Source organism: Dactylosporangium sp. CA-152071 (assembly GCF_050936335.1).
In the GTDB taxonomy this organism is placed as follows: Bacteria; Actinomycetota; Actinomycetes; order Mycobacteriales; family Micromonosporaceae; genus Dactylosporangium; species Dactylosporangium maewongense.
Genome location: NZ_JBNJMZ010000002.1, coordinates 3,567,675 through 3,583,360, shown reverse-complemented (window position 1 = coordinate 3,583,360; position 15,686 = coordinate 3,567,675). Strand labels below are relative to the sequence as shown.

Genomic DNA, 15,686 nt, shown 5'->3' with positions numbered 1-15,686 from the left:
CCCGTGCCGCCTGGCTGCACGGGGCACCTTGCGCTCACCGTCCGGCGACGGCCCCGTCGGCCAGCAGCTGGTCGATCTTCGACGGCGGATAGCCGAGGCCCGTCAGCACGGTCCTGGTGTCGGCGCCCGGACCCGACCCGCGCGGCGGGACAGGGGTGCTGCTCCTGGAGAAGCGCGGCGCCACGCTCGGCTGGTGGTGCTCGCTGTCAGGGATCGGGACGTACGACATCCGGGCGGCGCTCTGCGGATGGAGACGGGCCTCGTCGAGGTCCAGCACCGGCGTGACGCACGCGTCGACGCCGTCGAACGCCCGGGCCCACTCGTCTCTCGTCCGGGACCTGAACGCATCCGTGAGGAAGGCCCGGAGTGCCGGCCACCGGTCACGGTCCTTGTGCGCGTCGGCAAGCTCCTCGTCGGCTCCGCCGAGGACCGCGAGCGCGTTGCGGAAGAACCGCTCCTCGATGGCGCCGAAGGCGACCCACCGGCCGTCGGCGCAGGTGTAGACGTCGTAGTAGGGGCACCCGCCGTCGAGCAGGTTCGAGGCCCGCTCGCCGGACCAGCGGCCCTGCGCCCGCAGCCCGTGGACGAGGCCCATCAGGCCGGCGGTCGACTCCAGCACGTTGGCGTCCACGACCTGCCCGTGCCCCGAGCCCCTCGCCTCCCACAGCGCGCAGACGATCCCGAACGCGAGCGACGCGGCCCCGCCACCGAAGTCGCCGATCAGGTTGAGCGGCGGGACGGGCGGCTCGCCGGCGCGTCCGATGCTGTGCAGCGCGCCGGACATGGCGATGTAGTTGATGTCGTGGCCGGCGACCTGGGCCAGCGGCCCGCTCTGCCCCCAGGCGGAGAGCCGGCCGTAGACGAGGGCCGGGTTGCGCGCGTGGCAGACGTCGGGGCCGAAGCCGAGGCGTTCGGCGACCCCCGGGCGGTAGCTCTCGACCAGGACGTCGGCCGCCGCGACCAGGTCGAGGAGGACCGCGAGGCCGGCGTCGGTCTTGAGGTCCACCGCGATCGACCGCCGCCCCCGCTCGATCACCGGGTTGGGCGTGTAGTCGGGGTTGGGCCCGCCGGTCCGGTCGACGCGGACGACGGTGGCGCCCATGTCGGCGAGCAGCATGACGGCGAACGGTCCCGGCCCGATGCCGGCCAGCTCGACCACCCGCACGCCCGCGAGGGGTCCGCTACTCATCGGTGCCCGCCTCGGCCAGCAACTGGCGGCGGAGCGTCGCCTTGGCCACCTTGTCCAATGTGGACCGCGGCAGCGCCGTCACGACGCGGATCTCGCGGGGGCGTTTGTACGGGGTGAGCAGCTCCTCGCAGCGGTGGGCGGCGGCGGCGACCGACACCTCCTCGCCGGGACGGGCGGTGACGAAGGCGACCGGGACCTCGCCGAGCATCGGGTCGGGCCGGCTCACCACCGCCGCCTCGCTCACGCCGGGGACGCCGAGCAGCACCCGCTCGACCTCGGGGGCGCCGATGTTCTCGCCGCCGACCTTGAGCACGTCGGAGTCCCGTTCGAGGAACCACACGCTGCCGTCCTCGGCCACCCGGACCCGGTCGCCGGTGTGGAACCAGCCGTCGGCGTCGAAGGCCGCCGCGGTCAGCTCGGGCGCGTCGAGGTAACCGGCGAAGAGGGAGACGCCCGGCACGCCGCGGACCAGCAGCTCGCCGGTGGCGGCGGTGCCGGCGGGGACCTGCGCGCCGTCCTCGGCCAGCACGGCGACGTCGTACTCGGGCGCCACCCGGCCCATCGACCCGGCGGCGACGGGGTGGTGCGGGTCGCTGACCACCGGGTGCGAGACCGTCTCCGTCATGCCGAACCAGCCCATGACGGGGACGCCGCCGGTGGCGGGGCCGGCGTCGACGACGGAGCTGCTGGCCCAGCCCCGGAAGCGGTGCCGCTCGGGCACCTCGTGCACCCGCAACGCCCGCAGGCAGAAGCTCACCACCGACGTCCAGGTCGCGCCGTGCTCGACCGCGGCGGGCCAGAACCGGCTCGCGGAGAACCGGGGCTGGAGCACCACCGACCCGCCCGACCACAGCGACGACAGGAACGAGTAGGACAGCGCGTTGGTGTGGAACAGCGGCAGGTGCACCAGGTTGACGTCGCCGGGGGACAGCCGCTGATGGGCCGTGCCGGTCTGGCCGCTCCACAGGCAGTTGCCCTGGGACCAGATCACGCCCTTGGGCCGGGCCGTGGTGCCCGACGTGTACTGCACGCTGGCCGGGTCGGACCAGTCCGTCCGCACCGCCGGCGCGGCCAGGCCGGCCGCCAGCAGCGCCGCGAAGCCGTCCGGGCCCGGGTCGCCGTCGACGATCACGCGGGGTCCCGCGGCGGCGACGTCGCCGGCCCGGTCGGCCGTGGTGAGGGCGAACGTGGAGCGGCTGTGGCCCAGCGCGTACGCCAGCTCGTCGCGGGACGACTTCGGGTTGAGGCAGACCGCGACCGCGCCGAGGGAGGTGACGGCGCACCAGGTGATCAGGAAGGCCGGGGAGTTGGGCAGCACGATCGCGAGCCGCCCACCGGGGCGCAGCCCGGCGGCGGCCAGGGCGCCGGCGACCCGGTCGACGTCGTGGGCGAACTGCCGGCGCGTCCAGGTCCGTGCCTCGCCGTCGAACGGCGCCCAGGTGAGGAAGGGCCGGTCGGGCGTCCGCCGCGCCCACGTCTCGACCAGCCACCGCACGTCGCGGCCGAGATAGCGCGGCAGCACAGTACCGCTCACGCCGTCACCTCCGCTTCGCTCCGGTGCCGCCGCGAGCCAGGCACTGCACCCATGGTTCGCAGCCCTCCGCTGCGCTCCGGGCCGCTCACGCTGCCGGCTCCAGGTCGATGTCCAGGTCGATGTCCAGGTCGATGTCCAGGTCGATGTCCAGGTCGATGTCCAGGTCGATGTCCAGGTCGAGGATGAGCGACTGCAGTGCCTTGCCGTGGGGGTCGACCCGCAGGGTCATCGAGACCCCGCCGCCGAGGGCCTGCTGCAGCACGAAGTTCAGCCCGTGCACCCGGGGCAGCTCGTAGCGGGTGACCGGGCCTCGGGCGATCGGCCCGAACGCCGCCGCGACCCGCTCGGCGGTCAGCTCCCGGACCAGCGCCGGATAGTGCGCGGGGTCGTAGACGAAGACGCAGATGTTGCTGACGTCGCCCTTGTCCCCGGACCGGCTCGCCGCGATCTCGCGGAGCTTGACGGTGCTCACGACTCGCTCACCTCCACCTCGATCGGCACCAGCTCCCGCGGCAGGTAGGCCGGCGTGACCCCGATCGCCGGGACGATCGAGGTCGTGTTGCCGCCACCGCCGGCGGGCCCGAAGTACAGCAGCTCGGTCTCGTGGGCGGCCGTCGCCGCCACCTCGCGCGACCGCGACCGGACCGCCAGCCGCAGCCGCACCTCGCTCGGGGCGCCCCCGCGTAGCTGGTCGCCGTACAGCGAATCCACCCCTTGCAGGTCGATGCGAAGCTCGTCGATGTCGGCGGCGTACGGCTCCAGCCGCCGGCGCACGATCTCCTCGGCCCGGCGGGCCCGCGCGACACAGCCCGGCCCGCCGTAGGACATCTCGCCGACCGCTCGCCAGCCCTGGTCCACGCCGACGAGCACCTTGAGAGTGTCGGGCCGGGCCCGGCCCCTGGCGCCGGTGACCCGGACCCGGTCCCCGCCGAGGTCGTCCACGTCGACGGCGCTGAAGTCGGCGGTGACGTCCGGGGTGAGGTACGTGGCCGGGTCGTGGATCTCGTAGTACAGCTGGGTCTTCATCGTCATGGCGTCGACCAGGCCGCCGGTGCCGGGCAGCTTGGTGATGGTCACCGCGCCGTCGGTGATCTCGCCGATCGGGAAGCCGAGGTTGTGCGGGTCGGGCACCACCCGGTAGGGCGGGTCCTCGAAGTTGCCGCCGGTCGAGTGGACGCCGCATTCGAGCAGGTGCCCGGCCAGGGTGGCCAGGCCGACGCGGTCCCAGTCGTCCAGCGCCCAGCCCAGCTCGTGGCAGATCGGCCCGACGAACAGCGACGGGTCGGCCAGCCGCCCGCCCAGGATGATCTGCGCGTCCTGGCGCAGGCAGTCGACGATGCCGTCGGCGCCGATGTAGGCGTTCGCCGACACGACCCGGTCGCCGAGCTCCTTGACGGTCACCCCGAGCTCGGGCAGCTCCACGTCGTGCTCGGCCAGCACGTGCCGCACGTCGTCGCCGTGGATCGTGCCGATGCGCACGCCGCTCAGGCCGAGCCGGGCCAGCCCGCGGGCGAACTCGTCCCGGGCGGCGCCGGGGTTGGCCGCCCCGAAGTTGCCGACGACCCGGCCGCCGGCGGCGAGATAGCGGTGCAGCAGCGGCAGCAGCGCGCCGATGCGCCGGTCGTGCCCCGCGGCCGGGTCGGCCATCCGCCGGATCTGGGCCAGCGCGAGCGTGCGCTCGGCCAGGCAGTCGAATCCCAGATAGGTGACCCGTCCGCTGTCGGCCATGGCCGCGACCGCGTCGAGCCGGTCGTCCGCGTACGCCGACCCCGAGCCGATGCTCAGGACCGCCGCGGGTTGCCGAGCGACCACTGCGAACCTCCTTCGTGACGTGGGAGAAACTCAGACCCGCACGACCCGGTCGACCGGGGTGAGCCCGGCGACCGCGGGCACGATGTCGCGGCCGAGGTCGTCGAGGTAGGCGACGACGTCATCGCCGCTCATGGTCGGCCACTGCGCCCGGACCAGGATCGGGTCAACCGGGAAGACCTGCGCGAACTCGGCGATCTGGCGCACGCACTCGTCGGGCGTGCCGATGAAGGTCTCCTTGCGGGCGACCTCCCGGAACTCGCGGTCGAGCTCGCCGGCGTCGCGGGTGGCCAGCTGCCGGTTCGCGTACGCGAGCAGCCGCTCCTTGGCCATCGCCTCGAACCGCTCGTAGGCCGCCTCGGTGCTGGCGGCGGGGATGATCTCGCGCCGGAGCGGGTTGCGCACGAGCGGGCGGCCGAGCCGGATCCGCTCGTCCTCGTAGAGCGACATCAGCCGGACCAGCTCGGGGCCCCGGATCTCGGGCGTGACCGGCCAGCCGTCGCCGAGCCGGGCCGACCGCCGGACCCCCTGCTCGCCCATGGCGCCCAGCCACAGCGGCGGATGCGGGCTCTGGAACGGCCGGATGTGGGTGTGCCCGTCCTGCACGGTCCAGTACCTGCCGGCGTAGGACACCTCGTCCTGCGTCCACACCTGCTTCATGATCGTGATGCTCTCCTCGAGCATCCGGAACCGCTGGGTGTAGTCGACGCCGAGGGCGTCGAACTCGTCGCGCCGGTAGCCGGCGCCGATGCCGACGACGAGCCGGCCGCGGGTGAGGATGTCGAGCGTGGCCAGGTCCTCGGCCAGCATCACCGGGTGGTAGAGCGGTGCCTGGACGATCGTCGTGGCCAGGGTGACGTGCTCGTCCAGCTCGGCGGCGAGGCGCGCGAGCGTCGGGATCGGCTGGAGCCAGCGCAGGTCGCCGTAGAGGAAGTGCTGGCCCATCGTGATGTGCGAGAAGCCGTTGCGCTGCGCCGCCTCGACCTGGCGCAGCAGGGCGTCGAGGTGCTCCGCCGGCGGCAGGCTCTTACGGACATCGCCCAGGATCACTCCGAGTCTCACGCAACTCCCCGATCGATCGGCATAATCTATGCTCATCATAGTTATGAGAGCAATGGAAGGGAAGGTGGGTCGCGTGGTCTTCCAGGCATTCATCGTGGGCGCCGTGCGCTCGGCCGTCGGGCGCCGCAACGGGGCGCTGGCCGGCGTCCATCCGGTCGACCTCGGCGCGGCCGTGCTGTCGGAGCTGATGACGCGTACGGGCGTGCTGCCGGCGGCCGTCGACGACGTGATCTGGGGCTGCGTGGGCCAGGTCGGCCCGCAGGCGTCCAACATCGGGCGGGCCACCGCCCTGTCCGCCGGCCTGCCGGAGTCGGTGCCCGCCACGACCATCGACCGCCAATGCGGATCGTCGCAGCAGGCGGTGCACTTCGCCGCCCAGGCGGTCATGTCCGGCACCCAGGACCTCGTGGTGGCCGGCGGGGTCGAGGTGATGAGCCAGGTCCCGATCGCCTCGCCGACCACGATGGGGGTCGAGCGCGGGATGGCCCACCCCCGCGGCGGCCGGCGCTGGGCCGAGCGCTTCGGCGACGAGGAGATCTCCCAGTTCCGTGGCGCCGAGTGGATCGCGCGGCGGTGGGACCTGTCCCGTGCGGCGATGGAGGAGTACGCGCTGGAGAGCCACCGCCGCGCCCTGGCCTCGACCGCGGCGGGCGAGTTCGACGCCGAGATCGTCGAGGTGCACGGTCTCCGCCGGGACGAGGGGCCCCGCCCCGACTCGACGGCGGAGAAGCTGGCCGCGCTCGGCCCGCTGCGGGAGGGTGGCCGCATCACGGCGGCGCTGGCGAGCCAGATCTCCGACGGCGCCGCCGCCGTCCTGGTCGCCTCGGAGCGGGCGGTGCTGCGGTGGGGCCTGACCCCCCTCGCGCGGGTGCACACGCTGACCGTGGTCGGCTCGGACCCGGTCGCGATGCTGACCGGGCCGATCCCCGCGACCGCCGCCCTCCTGGAGCGGTCCGGGGTCGCCCTGACCGAGATCGGCTCCTACGAGGTCAACGAGGCCTTCTCCAGCGTGCCGATGGCCTGGCTCGCCGAGACCGGGGCCGACCCGGCCCGGCTCAACCCGCAGGGCGGCGCGATCGCGCTCGGCCACCCGCTCGGCGCGACCGGCGCCCGGTTGATGACGACCCTGGTGCATCGGATGCGCCGGGAGGGGCAGCGGTTCGGGCTTCAGGCGATGTGCGAGGGGGGCGGCATGGCCAACGCCACGCTGCTCGAACTCGCATGACGGGGGAGCGGTCCGAAATCCAGGCACTTCGACTGTTGTGACGGCGGCCACGCGTCTGTAGATTGTGCCTAATCATTGAAATGGTGAGCATGAAATCTGCTGCGCGGTCAACACCCCGAGGACCGGCGCCGCTCACCCACTCGAGAAGGTGGAATCAATGACGTCCTATAGATCGTCGCGGCGTCGGCCCTCATTCCGTCTCGCCGCCGTCGCCGTCGCCGCCGGTCTCCTGCTCGCCGCCTGCGGTGGTGGCGGCGCCGGCGACTCGACCGTCGGCCAGAAGCCCGAGCAGGCGGAGGGGCTGGCCGAGTCGACCATCAAGGCCGCCGCCCAGGCCGAGGGCAAGGTCGTGTGGTACACCTCCATCCCCGAGGCCGCCGTGAAAGAGGTCGCCGCCGGGTTCAAGGCCGCCTACGGCATCGACGTCGAGGTCGTCCGGCTGACGTCGACGACCCTCATGCAGCGCTACGCCTCCGAGCGGGACGCCGGCGCGGTGAAGGGCGACGTCATCAACGTCGCCCAGACCGCCTTCTTCGAGGACGGCGTCAAGAAGAACTGGTGGTCGAAGCTGACCGAGCCGGAGGCGCCGATGCTCGCGAGCTGGCCGAAGGATCTCGTCCACAAGGACCAGTACACGCTCATCAACACCCAGCCGATCGGCATCGCCTACAACAAGGACCAGGTCAAGGAGAGCGACGTCGACACCTGGCAGAAGATCGTCGACCCCAGGTTCAAGAACAAGGTCGTCCTGGTCAACCCGGCCAACACCCCGTTCTACCTGTCGTGGCTGAAGCTGATGGAGACCGAGTACGGGCCCGACGTGCTCACCCAGTTCGCCGCGCTGAAGCCGACGGTGACCGACAGCGCCGTCCCGGGCGCCCAGCAGCTGGCGGCGGGGGAGCGCGTCCTCATGGTGCCGAACGTGCTGTCCGGGGTGAAGGAGGTCGTCGACGCCGGCGCTCCGGTGGCCACGGTGACCCCCTCGCCGACGGTGGGCGTCGAGCAGTACGCCGCGGCCAGCGCCGACGGCCCCCACCCGAACGCCGCCAAGCTGCTGCTCGGCTACCTCCTCACCCGCACCGGTCAGGAGCAGCTCAACCGGGGCTACGCCGCCTCTCCGCTGTCCGGCATCCCGGGAAGCATCCCGATGCCCAAGGACTACCGGTCCACCGACACCGCCGCGATGCAGGCCGACAAGTCGCGGCTGCTCGCTGCCGTGGGACTGTCCTCGTGATGCAGGCACCTGACCTGCTCCACCGCAATCCCGGCACCGTGCAGGCCGGAGTCCGGGTCTCCGGCCTGCACATGGTCTTCCGGGACGCCAAGCACGCCGAGGTGACGGCCCTCCAGGAGGTGGACCTGGAGGTCCCGGCCGGCCAGTTCTGCGTGCTGCTCGGCCCGAGCGGCTGCGGCAAGACGACCCTGCTGCGGTGCATCGCCGGCCTCGAGTCGCCGACGGCGGGCACCATCCTGGTGGACGGCCAGACCGCCGTCCTCGACGGCCGGGTCGTGCTGGAGACGCAGAACCGGCCCGTCGGGATGGTGTTCCAGAGCTACGCGCTGTGGCCGCACATGAACGTCGCCCAGAACGTCGCCTACCCGCTGACCACGGGACCCCGGGGTGCCCGGCCGGCCAAGGCCGAGGTGCAGCGGCGGGTCGCCGAGGTGCTGGAGAAGACCAGGATCGCGCACCTGGCCGAACGGCGGATCGGGCAGCTGTCGGGCGGCCAGCAGCAGCGGGTCGCGCTGGCCCGGGCGCTGGTCGCGGGCAACAGCGTCGTGCTGTTCGACGAGCCGCTGTCCAACATCGACGCGAAGATCCGGGAGAACCTCCGGGCCGAGCTCAAGGCCATGCAGGAGGAGTGGGGGTTCACCGCGATCTACGTGACGCACGACCAGGTGGAGGCGCTCGACCTGGCCGACCAGATCGTCGTGCTGGACCACGGGCGGATCGTGCAGACCGGCACCCCGCAGGACATCTACTTCCGGCCCATGTCCCGCCACGTCGCCGACTTCGTCGGCACCAGCAACCTCATCGCGGGCACGGTGCTGTCGCAGGCGGCCGACCGGGTGGGCCTGCAGACCGCGCTCGGCCGGGTGGACGTGCCCGGCCCGCCCGGCATCGGCCCCACGGCGCTGCTGATGACCCGGGCCAACGACTGGTGGCTCCAGCCGCAGGACACGTCGGCCCGTGACGGATGGAAGGGCGTGGTGAAGGCCCGCCACCTGCTGGGCGCCTACACCGAGTACCTCGTCGAGGTGGGCGAGTTCACGGTGCGGATCTGGGACCGCTACCACGAGTGGGGCGGGCCCGGCGCCGGCGTCGTCACCGGCTTCGACGCCGACGCCGCGTGGGTGGTGCCCGATGGCGGCTGACCTCGGCATGCGGCCGGCGCCGGCCGCGGCACCGACGACCTCCACGGCCACGCGCCCACGCCGTCGCGGAGTTCTCTGGTACAGCGGCGTGGCCGCGACGGTCGTCATCATCTTCGTCATCGTCTACCCCCTCGGCCGCACGGTGCTCGGCGTGTTCGGCGTCAGCGGCGACTCCACCGCGGACAGGATCGTCGAGGTCCTCACCGCCGGTAGAACCTGGCGGATGGCGGGCAACACGGTGCTCGCGGTCGCCGTCGGAGGGACGCTGGCGCTGGCGATCGGCGCGGTCTTCGCCTGGATCAACGAGCGCACCGACGCGCGCATGGGGTTCGTGGCGCGGATGCTGCCGCTCATGCCGATGTTCGTGCCGTCCATCGCCGGCGCGATCGGCTGGGTCTTCCTGGCCTCGCCGCGGGCCGGGCTCCTCAACGGCTGGATCCGCCAGTTCCTGGAGCTGTTCGGGGTCAAGGTGACCGAGGGCCCGATCGACATCTACTCGTGGCCGGGGTTGATCTTCGCGTACGTGCTGTTCCTGACGCCGTACGCCTACCTGACGATCTCCAGCGGCCTGCAGTCGCTCGACCCGGCGCTGGAGGAGGCGTCGCGGTCCTCGGGTGCGGGCGCGCTGACCACCTTCCGCCGGATCACGTTGCCGTCGCTGCGGCCGGCGATCGGGGCGAGCATCCTGGTGATCGCGACGATGGGCATGGCCATCTTCTCGATCCCGCTGGTGATCGGCACGCCCGCCGGCATCGACGTCCTGCCGGTCGAGATCGTCAACCTCATGACGCACAACTACCCCCGGGACACCGGCGGCGCGCTCGGCCTGTCCATCCTGGTCATCCTCGTCGTCGGCGCCTGCTGGCTGGTGCAGCGGCGGATGGTCGCGCTGCAGTCCCACGCGACCATCACCGGCCGGTCCAGCGCCAGCGCCGCCGTGCCCCTCGGCCGCTGGAAGTGGGTGGCCCGGCTGACGATGGTCGGGTTCCTGCTGCTGACCTCGGTGCTGCCGCTGGGCGGGCTGGTCCTGGTGTCGTTGCAACGGTTCTGGGGCGCCCGGATCCAGTGGGACAAGCTCACCTTCGTCAACTACCAGTACCTCGTCGACAACGAGCTGGTCTGGAGCGGTCTGCGCAACAGCCTCGTGCTGGCCGTCGTCTGCGCCACCGTCGCCGTCCTCCTCGCGGTGCTGGTCACCCAGACCGTCACCCGCCGGGCCGGCCTCGCCGCCGGCGCGGTCGACGGCATCGTGAAGATCCCGTCGACGCTGACCCACGTCGTGCTGGCGGTGGCGTTCATCGTCGCCTTCGCGGGCCCGCCGTTCGACCTGGCCGGGACCAGCCTGCTGCTGGGACTGGCGTACGTGATCCTCTACATCCCGCAGGCGACCTTCTACGCCTCGGCGGCGCACCAGCAGATCGGCCCGCAGCTGACGGAGGCGTCGGCCGTCGCCGGCGCGAGCGACGCGACCACGACCCGCCGGATCCTCCTGCCGCTGATGGCGCCCAGCCTGATCGCCGGCTGGTCGCTGCTGTTCGTCCTCATGACCGGCGACATCACGGCGTCGTCCATGCTCGCCGGCACCCACACGCCGGTGGTGGGATTCGTGATCCTCGACATGTGGACCGGTGGCAGCTTCCCCAAGCTGGCCGCCCTGGGCGTGCTGATGACCGTGGTCGCCAGCGCCGTCGTGCTGCTCGTCATGCGCCTGCGTGACAAGTTCTTCCTGGTGAGGTGAGGCAATGACCCCGCTCGACGTGACCGTCGAGGACCGCCTGCTCCTGCAGGAGCTGATCGCGAGGTACTCCCTCGCCCGCGACGACCGTGACATCGACCTGCTGATCTCGCTGTTCGCGCCGGACGCCCAGTTCGAGCGGGCCGGCCGGGTCGTCGACGGGGCGGACGGCATCCGGGAGTTCTTCCTCGGCTCCATGCGCCGCTACGACCTGACCAACCACGTCAACCACGGCCAGGTGCTCGACCCGGTCGAGGGCGCCTCACCGCGGGAGCGGGTCGCCGGCCGGGTCTCCGGGCACGCCGAGCTGGTGCCGTCCGGGATCCTGCACGTCGCCGCCTACCGCTACCACGACCTCTACGTGAAGTCCGAAGGACGGTGGCGCTTCCAGCGCCGGTCGCTCAACTTCATCTACGCGATGCCCGTCGACCAGCTCGCCGCCGGCTTCGCCGACAACCTGCGGGTGCGCTGGCACGGCGACCAGCCGCGCCCCGCGGACCTGCCCTGACCGACCACCCCCGGGAACGGAGAAACCTTCGATGCCATCGAATGTCATGATCGTGCTCAGCAACACCCGCCCGGAGGTCGAGGACGAGTTCAACGCCTGGTACAGCGACGTCCACGTGCACGAGGTCGTCGACGAGCTCGACGGCTTCGCCACCGCGCAGCGGTTCAAGCTCGCCGACCAGCAGGTCGAGGAGGGCGCGACCTGGAAGTACCTGGTGATCTACACGATCCCCGAGGGCAGGCTGGCCGACGCGCAGGCCGCGATCCGGGCCCAGCGGGCCGAACGGGCGGAGGCCCTGGCGGCCGGCCGCAAGCCGTGGATCTCGGCCCGCTCCGACCTGTTCGACGGCAAGCACCACAGCTGGTTCTTCACCGCGGTCACGGACGAGATCGCGGGCCGGTCATGACCGAGCCGGCGTCGCCGTTCGTGGTGGCCGGCGCCGGCGCCGCCGGACTGCTGGCCGCGCTCACCGCGGCACAGGCCGGCGTCGACGTCCTGCTGCTGGAGAAGGACATGCGGCGGGGCTGCAACGCCGAGTTCTCCGGCGGGCTGGTCCAGGGCGCCGGCACCCGGTTCCAGGAGGCCGCCGGCATCGACGACTCGCCGGCGACGCTGCTGGCCGACATCCTGCGGCAGAACCGGGGCCGGTGCGACCCCGCCGTCGCCGAGCTGGTGGCGGACCGGTCCCGCGACGTCGTGCACACCCTGGCCGACACCGTCGGCCTGGACCTGCACATCGACGCGGTCGCGTACGCCGGGCACTCGGTGCGGCGCCTGCACTGCACCCCGGCCGAGACCGGGAAGGAGCTGGTCGCCGGCCTGCGGGCGTACGTGCGCGCCCTCGACCGCGTCGACTTCGTGGACGCCGCCGAGGTGGTCGACGTGAACATCGCCGACGACGGCACCCTCGACGTGGCCGTCCGGCGGGGCGGGACCGGCCACGACCAGCTGCGCGCCCGGCACGTCCTGCTCGCCACCGCCGGCTTCGGCGCCAACCGGGCCCTGCTGCGCCGCTACATCGGCGACGCCGCCGCCGACAGCCACTTCATCGGCTCCGAGAACAGCACCGGCACGGGCCTGGAGATCGGGCTGCGGCTGGGCGCGGGCACCGCCTACCTGACCGCCTACGAGGGGCACAGCCACCTCAACCCCAAGTACGGCACCCGGCTCGGCGGCGCCCTACCGGCCCTGGGCAGCATCATCGTCGGCACCGACGGGCGCCGCTTCGCCCGCGAGGACGTCTCCAACTCGGGGTTCGCCGCGTCGCTGGCCGCCCAGCCCGGCGGGCGCGGCGTCGAGATCTTCGACGAGCCGATCCACCGCCGGGCGCTGGCCAACGGCGCCTACGCCGAGGCCTTCTCGGCCGGCGTGGTCGCGACCTTCCCCACCCTCGACACGCTCGCGGACACCTTCGGCCTCCCCGCCGCAGCACTGACGGACGAGGTCGAGCGCTACAACGCCGCCGTGGACGCCCCCTGCTGGCTCGGCCGCGCCGCCCCCCGGCGCCGGCTGCACCCGCCGTACTACGCCTCGGCCGTCTCCAGCGGCCTGGTGCACACCCAGGGCGGCCTGACCATCGACACCGCCGCCCGCGTCGTGCGCCCCGGCGGCGACCCGATCCCCGGCCTGCTGGCGGCCGGCGGCGCCGCCGCCGGCATCTCGGGCGACGGCCCCGACACCTACCTGCCGGGCAACGGCCTGGCCCACGCCTTCGCGACCGGCCTGGTCGCCGCGGAGACGGTCACCGCCGCACTCGCGTGAGGGGTGGACGTCGAGCTGAACGACGACCGGCGCGGTCATCCTCTGACGAGGAACTCCAGCTCGCCCACGGGGTTGGCGAACTGGGTGACCCGCAGGGACACCTGCATCCGCCACTTCCCGGACACCGGGAGCACGACCTGCGCCGTGTAGAGGCCCGCCGACACCTGGGTCAGCGGGATGTCGCCGAGCGTCGTCCCGTCGGTCGACAGGCGCACCACCGGCGGGGCGACGCCCTCGGCGGGTTCGCCGGCCGGGGAGCTCAGCCGGAGGGTGACGGTGTTGGGGCCGCGGGTGAGCGGGGTGAGGGAGGCCCGCACCGTGATGTCGCCCAGGGTGGTCGTGTGGGTGTCGGAAGCGGCCTCGGCCGACACGCTCGCGGGCCGGGAGCCGCCCTCGGGGCTCGTGTCGACGAGGAAGCCGGTGACGATCAGGGCGACGACGAGGAGCGCGCCCTCGACCGCGGTGGCGCGCACGACGGGGCGGGAGCGCGCCTCCCGGCTGTTCCTGTTCGCCGCCCGCTGGAGCCGGGGGAGGAGCGACCACCTGTTCCACGCCGCGATGGCGACGGTGACCAGCACGATGGCGATCTTGGCCAGGACCAGCCGGCCGTAGGTGGTGTCGACGACCGCCGTCCAGGACCCGAGGATCCGCCACACGAGCAGCGAGCCGGTGGCGACCAGGGCCGCGAGGACGCCGGCGGCGGCGGTGGAGAAGCGGGCGAGCACCCCGGCGGCGGTGGCGTCCCGGCCGGAGAGGGCCGGCAGGGTCAGCGCCAGGCCGGCGAGTCCGCCGAGCCAGACGCCGCCCGCGAGGAGGTGCAGCACGTCCGCACCGACGGCGAGGAGCGCGGGGCTCGCCGCGCGGGTGTGCCCGACCAGCGCGGGGGCCGTGACCGCGACCGCGGCGGCCGTCACCGCCGCGACGCGTCGCCGCCGCGCTGCCGGCCCGGGGCCCAGCAGGACCACGGCGAGCGCCGGTCCGCCGGCGACGGCCGCGGCGACGGCGTACTCGACCGGCGGCAGCGACGTCCACGTCGAGCCCTCGGTGAGCAGCGCCGGCCCGCCGCCGAGCAGGTAGACCGCGGTGATCGGCAACGCGGCGAGCCACGCGACGGCCGCGACGGCCGCGGCGGTGCGCGCGGTGACGACCAGGCGGCGGCGCGGGCGGTCGACGCCGGGGCCGGTGGGCAGGAACAAAGCGGCGAACACGACGAGCCCGGCCGCGAGCAGGAGACCGGCGTAGCCCACCCCGCGGGCCAGGGTCAGCGTCCAGGGGGCCGCCGGGACGCTGTCCGAGCCGTCCGGAGCCGGGGTGGTGACGGGGGTGGGCGCGCCGACGGAGAACGTGAGGGCGCCGCTGATGGGGTGCCCGTCCTCGGAGACGACCCGCCAGGTGATCACGGTCGTGCCGTTGCCCAGGCGTCCCGGCAGCCCGACCTCGAGCTCGGTGCCCTTGACGGCCGGTCTCGCCTCGACCAGCGCACCCTGGGCGTCGAAGACCTGCACGCCGCCCGGGACGCCGCGGACGGCCTCGTCGAACGTGAACAGGATCCGGTCGGGTGCGGTCTGCAGCACCGCGCCCTCGGCCGGTTCGCTGCGGGTGAGGTGCGCGTGCGCGTGCGCCGGTTGGGCGAGCCCGAGCAGCATCGCCGGCACGAAGACCAGGATCAGCAGTGCCGTCGCCCCGACCCGGCGCGGCCCTCGGCCGGTCATGTCCGGCGGCGCTGTCGGACGAGCGCCGCGCCGCCGAGGAGCGAGCCGAGGATGCCGGCCGCCAGCGCGGCGAGCGTCAGGGTGTCGTCCCTGGCCGGCGCGGGCGTGGCGGCCGAGTTGCCGGCGAGCGTGTGGTGGTGCGTGCCCCCCGTGCCCCCCGTGCCCCCCGTGCCGTCCGGGCCCTCCGTGCCGTTCAGGGGCGCGGCGACGACGAAGCTCGGGGCGGGCAGCTGGAGCTCCCCGACGTCCTTCCCGTCCTGCGGGACCTCCGTCCAGGCGGATTCGCCCCGCTCGCAGGTCTGGATGGTCGGGAAGACGAGCCTGGTCCCCTCGGCCTCGGGCAGCTGGACCGTGAGCTCGAAGACCTCGCGGTAGCCGTCCGGCAGCGGGGTGTCCGTGCTGAACGTGACCGAGGCGACCCGTTGCACGACCTTGTTGCCGTGGGCGTCCACCGCGGGCGGGTCGACGGTCTCCGTCTGCTTCGTGACCTTCCACAGCGCGGTCCGGGTGGGGGTGACCGAGGTGATCTGCGCCGGGATCTGGATGGTGATCCTGGTGGTCGGCGAGTCCCCGCAGCCGTGCCCGACGGCGAACTGGAGGAGGGCGTGGGCGCCGGCCGCGGTGGTGGAAGGCGTCACCGTGACGTGCGCGCCCGCCGGGGACGCGATCCCCACCAGGCCGACGACCACCGCGGCGGCGCCGGCCCGCGCGGCGCGCCGCGACCACGGTCGAGCCGGGGTCCGGGCAGGTCCGATCTCATTGCGCCGCATGTCGC

14 protein-coding genes are annotated in these 15,686 nt (G+C 73.3%); 7 read left to right on the top strand and 7 right to left on the bottom strand.

Annotation, left to right across the window (positions count from 1 at the left end):
• Positions 1-34: 34 nt before the first annotated feature.
• From ACQEVZ_RS56085 to ACQEVZ_RS56065, 5 genes are all read right to left on the bottom strand, one after another.
• Entirely contained in the window at positions 35-1,189 is a 1,155-nt protein-coding gene (locus ACQEVZ_RS56085; protein ID WP_433384283.1) for a CaiB/BaiF CoA transferase family protein, read from the bottom strand.
• Positions 1,182-2,723: an AMP-binding protein gene (locus tag ACQEVZ_RS56080; protein ID WP_433384280.1), complete on the bottom strand. Its 1,542-nt coding sequence runs from the start codon at positions 2,721-2,723 to the stop codon at positions 1,182-1,184. The genes ACQEVZ_RS56085 and ACQEVZ_RS56080 overlap by 8 nt, the downstream gene beginning before the upstream one ends.
• Before the next feature lie 85 nt (positions 2,724-2,808).
• Positions 2,809-3,195 (bottom strand): AtuA-related protein, encoded by a 387-nt coding sequence (locus ACQEVZ_RS56075; RefSeq protein ID WP_433384277.1) that lies wholly within the window; start codon positions 3,193-3,195, stop codon positions 2,809-2,811.
• Positions 3,192-4,535 (bottom strand): acyclic terpene utilization AtuA family protein, encoded by a 1,344-nt coding sequence (locus tag ACQEVZ_RS56070; RefSeq protein WP_344502083.1) that lies wholly within the window; start codon positions 4,533-4,535, stop codon positions 3,192-3,194. The genes ACQEVZ_RS56075 and ACQEVZ_RS56070 overlap by 4 nt, the downstream gene beginning before the upstream one ends.
• Positions 4,536-4,565: 30 nt before the next feature.
• Entirely contained in the window at positions 4,566-5,594 is a 1,029-nt protein-coding gene (locus tag ACQEVZ_RS56065) for an LLM class flavin-dependent oxidoreductase (protein WP_433384273.1), read from the bottom strand.
• Positions 5,595-5,667: 73 nt separating this feature from the next.
• Here ACQEVZ_RS56065 and ACQEVZ_RS56060 point away from each other — a divergent pair, with 73 nt between their 5' ends.
• From ACQEVZ_RS56060 to ACQEVZ_RS56030, 7 genes are all read left to right on the top strand, one after another.
• Positions 5,668-6,819 carry an acetyl-CoA C-acyltransferase gene (locus ACQEVZ_RS56060; RefSeq protein ID WP_433384270.1) on the top strand — a complete coding sequence of 384 codons (1,152 nt, stop codon included), beginning with the start codon at positions 5,668-5,670 and terminating at the stop codon, positions 6,817-6,819.
• Positions 6,820-6,976: 157 nt separating this feature from the next.
• On the top strand, positions 6,977-8,053 hold the full coding sequence (locus tag ACQEVZ_RS56055; protein WP_354891150.1) for an ABC transporter substrate-binding protein: 1,077 nt from the start codon (positions 6,977-6,979) through the stop codon (positions 8,051-8,053).
• On the top strand, positions 8,053-9,195 hold the full coding sequence (locus ACQEVZ_RS56050) for an ABC transporter ATP-binding protein (protein WP_433384266.1): 1,143 nt from the start codon (positions 8,053-8,055) through the stop codon (positions 9,193-9,195). The genes ACQEVZ_RS56055 and ACQEVZ_RS56050 overlap by 1 nt, the downstream gene beginning before the upstream one ends.
• Positions 9,185-10,933, top strand: coding sequence for an ABC transporter permease (locus ACQEVZ_RS56045; RefSeq protein ID WP_433384263.1), 1,749 nt, complete (start codon positions 9,185-9,187; stop codon positions 10,931-10,933). Before ACQEVZ_RS56050 ends, ACQEVZ_RS56045 begins: the two co-directional genes overlap by 11 nt.
• Positions 10,934-10,937: 4 nt before the next feature.
• Positions 10,938-11,438, top strand: a complete 501-nt coding sequence (locus ACQEVZ_RS56040; RefSeq protein WP_433384260.1) for a nuclear transport factor 2 family protein — start codon at positions 10,938-10,940, stop codon at positions 11,436-11,438.
• 31 nt (positions 11,439-11,469) lie between these two features.
• Positions 11,470-11,844 (top strand): hypothetical protein, encoded by a 375-nt coding sequence (locus tag ACQEVZ_RS56035; protein WP_433384257.1) that lies wholly within the window; start codon positions 11,470-11,472, stop codon positions 11,842-11,844.
• The gene (locus tag ACQEVZ_RS56030) at positions 11,841-13,199 is read left to right on the top strand and encodes an FAD-binding protein (RefSeq protein WP_433384254.1); all 1,359 of its coding nucleotides are present in this window, start codon (positions 11,841-11,843) and stop codon (positions 13,197-13,199) included. The genes ACQEVZ_RS56035 and ACQEVZ_RS56030 overlap by 4 nt, the downstream gene beginning before the upstream one ends.
• Before the next feature lie 35 nt (positions 13,200-13,234).
• Here ACQEVZ_RS56030 and ACQEVZ_RS56025 read toward each other — a convergent pair whose 3' ends face one another.
• Positions 13,235-14,911 (bottom strand): copper resistance CopC/CopD family protein, encoded by a 1,677-nt coding sequence (locus ACQEVZ_RS56025; RefSeq protein ID WP_433384251.1) that lies wholly within the window; start codon positions 14,909-14,911, stop codon positions 13,235-13,237.
• The gene (locus tag ACQEVZ_RS56020; RefSeq protein WP_433384248.1) at positions 14,908-15,681 is read right to left on the bottom strand and encodes a YcnI family copper-binding membrane protein; all 774 of its coding nucleotides are present in this window, start codon (positions 15,679-15,681) and stop codon (positions 14,908-14,910) included. Before ACQEVZ_RS56020 ends, ACQEVZ_RS56025 begins: the two co-directional genes overlap by 4 nt.
• Positions 15,682-15,686 lie beyond the last annotated feature (5 nt).

What these genes read in the sequence shown, in the direction of transcription:
- ACQEVZ_RS56085 (WP_433384283.1), bottom strand. Translation starts at nt 1,189, where the DNA reads ATGAGTAGCGGACCCCTCGCGGGCGTGCGGGTGGTCGAGCTGGCCGGC.
- ACQEVZ_RS56055 (WP_354891150.1), top strand. Translation starts at nt 6,977, where the DNA reads ATGACGTCCTATAGATCGTCGCGGCGTCGGCCCTCATTCCGTCTCGCC.
- ACQEVZ_RS56050 (WP_433384266.1), top strand. Translation starts at nt 8,053, where the DNA reads ATGCAGGCACCTGACCTGCTCCACCGCAATCCCGGCACCGTGCAGGCC.
- ACQEVZ_RS56045 (WP_433384263.1), top strand. Translation starts at nt 9,185, where the DNA reads ATGGCGGCTGACCTCGGCATGCGGCCGGCGCCGGCCGCGGCACCGACG.
- ACQEVZ_RS56040 (WP_433384260.1), top strand. Translation starts at nt 10,938, where the DNA reads ATGACCCCGCTCGACGTGACCGTCGAGGACCGCCTGCTCCTGCAGGAG.
- ACQEVZ_RS56035 (WP_433384257.1), top strand. Translation starts at nt 11,470, where the DNA reads ATGCCATCGAATGTCATGATCGTGCTCAGCAACACCCGCCCGGAGGTC.
- ACQEVZ_RS56030 (WP_433384254.1), top strand. Translation starts at nt 11,841, where the DNA reads ATGACCGAGCCGGCGTCGCCGTTCGTGGTGGCCGGCGCCGGCGCCGCC.
- ACQEVZ_RS56025 (WP_433384251.1), bottom strand. Translation starts at nt 14,911, where the DNA reads ATGACCGGCCGAGGGCCGCGCCGGGTCGGGGCGACGGCACTGCTGATC.
- ACQEVZ_RS56020 (WP_433384248.1), bottom strand. Translation starts at nt 15,681, where the DNA reads ATGCGGCGCAATGAGATCGGACCTGCCCGGACCCCGGCTCGACCGTGG.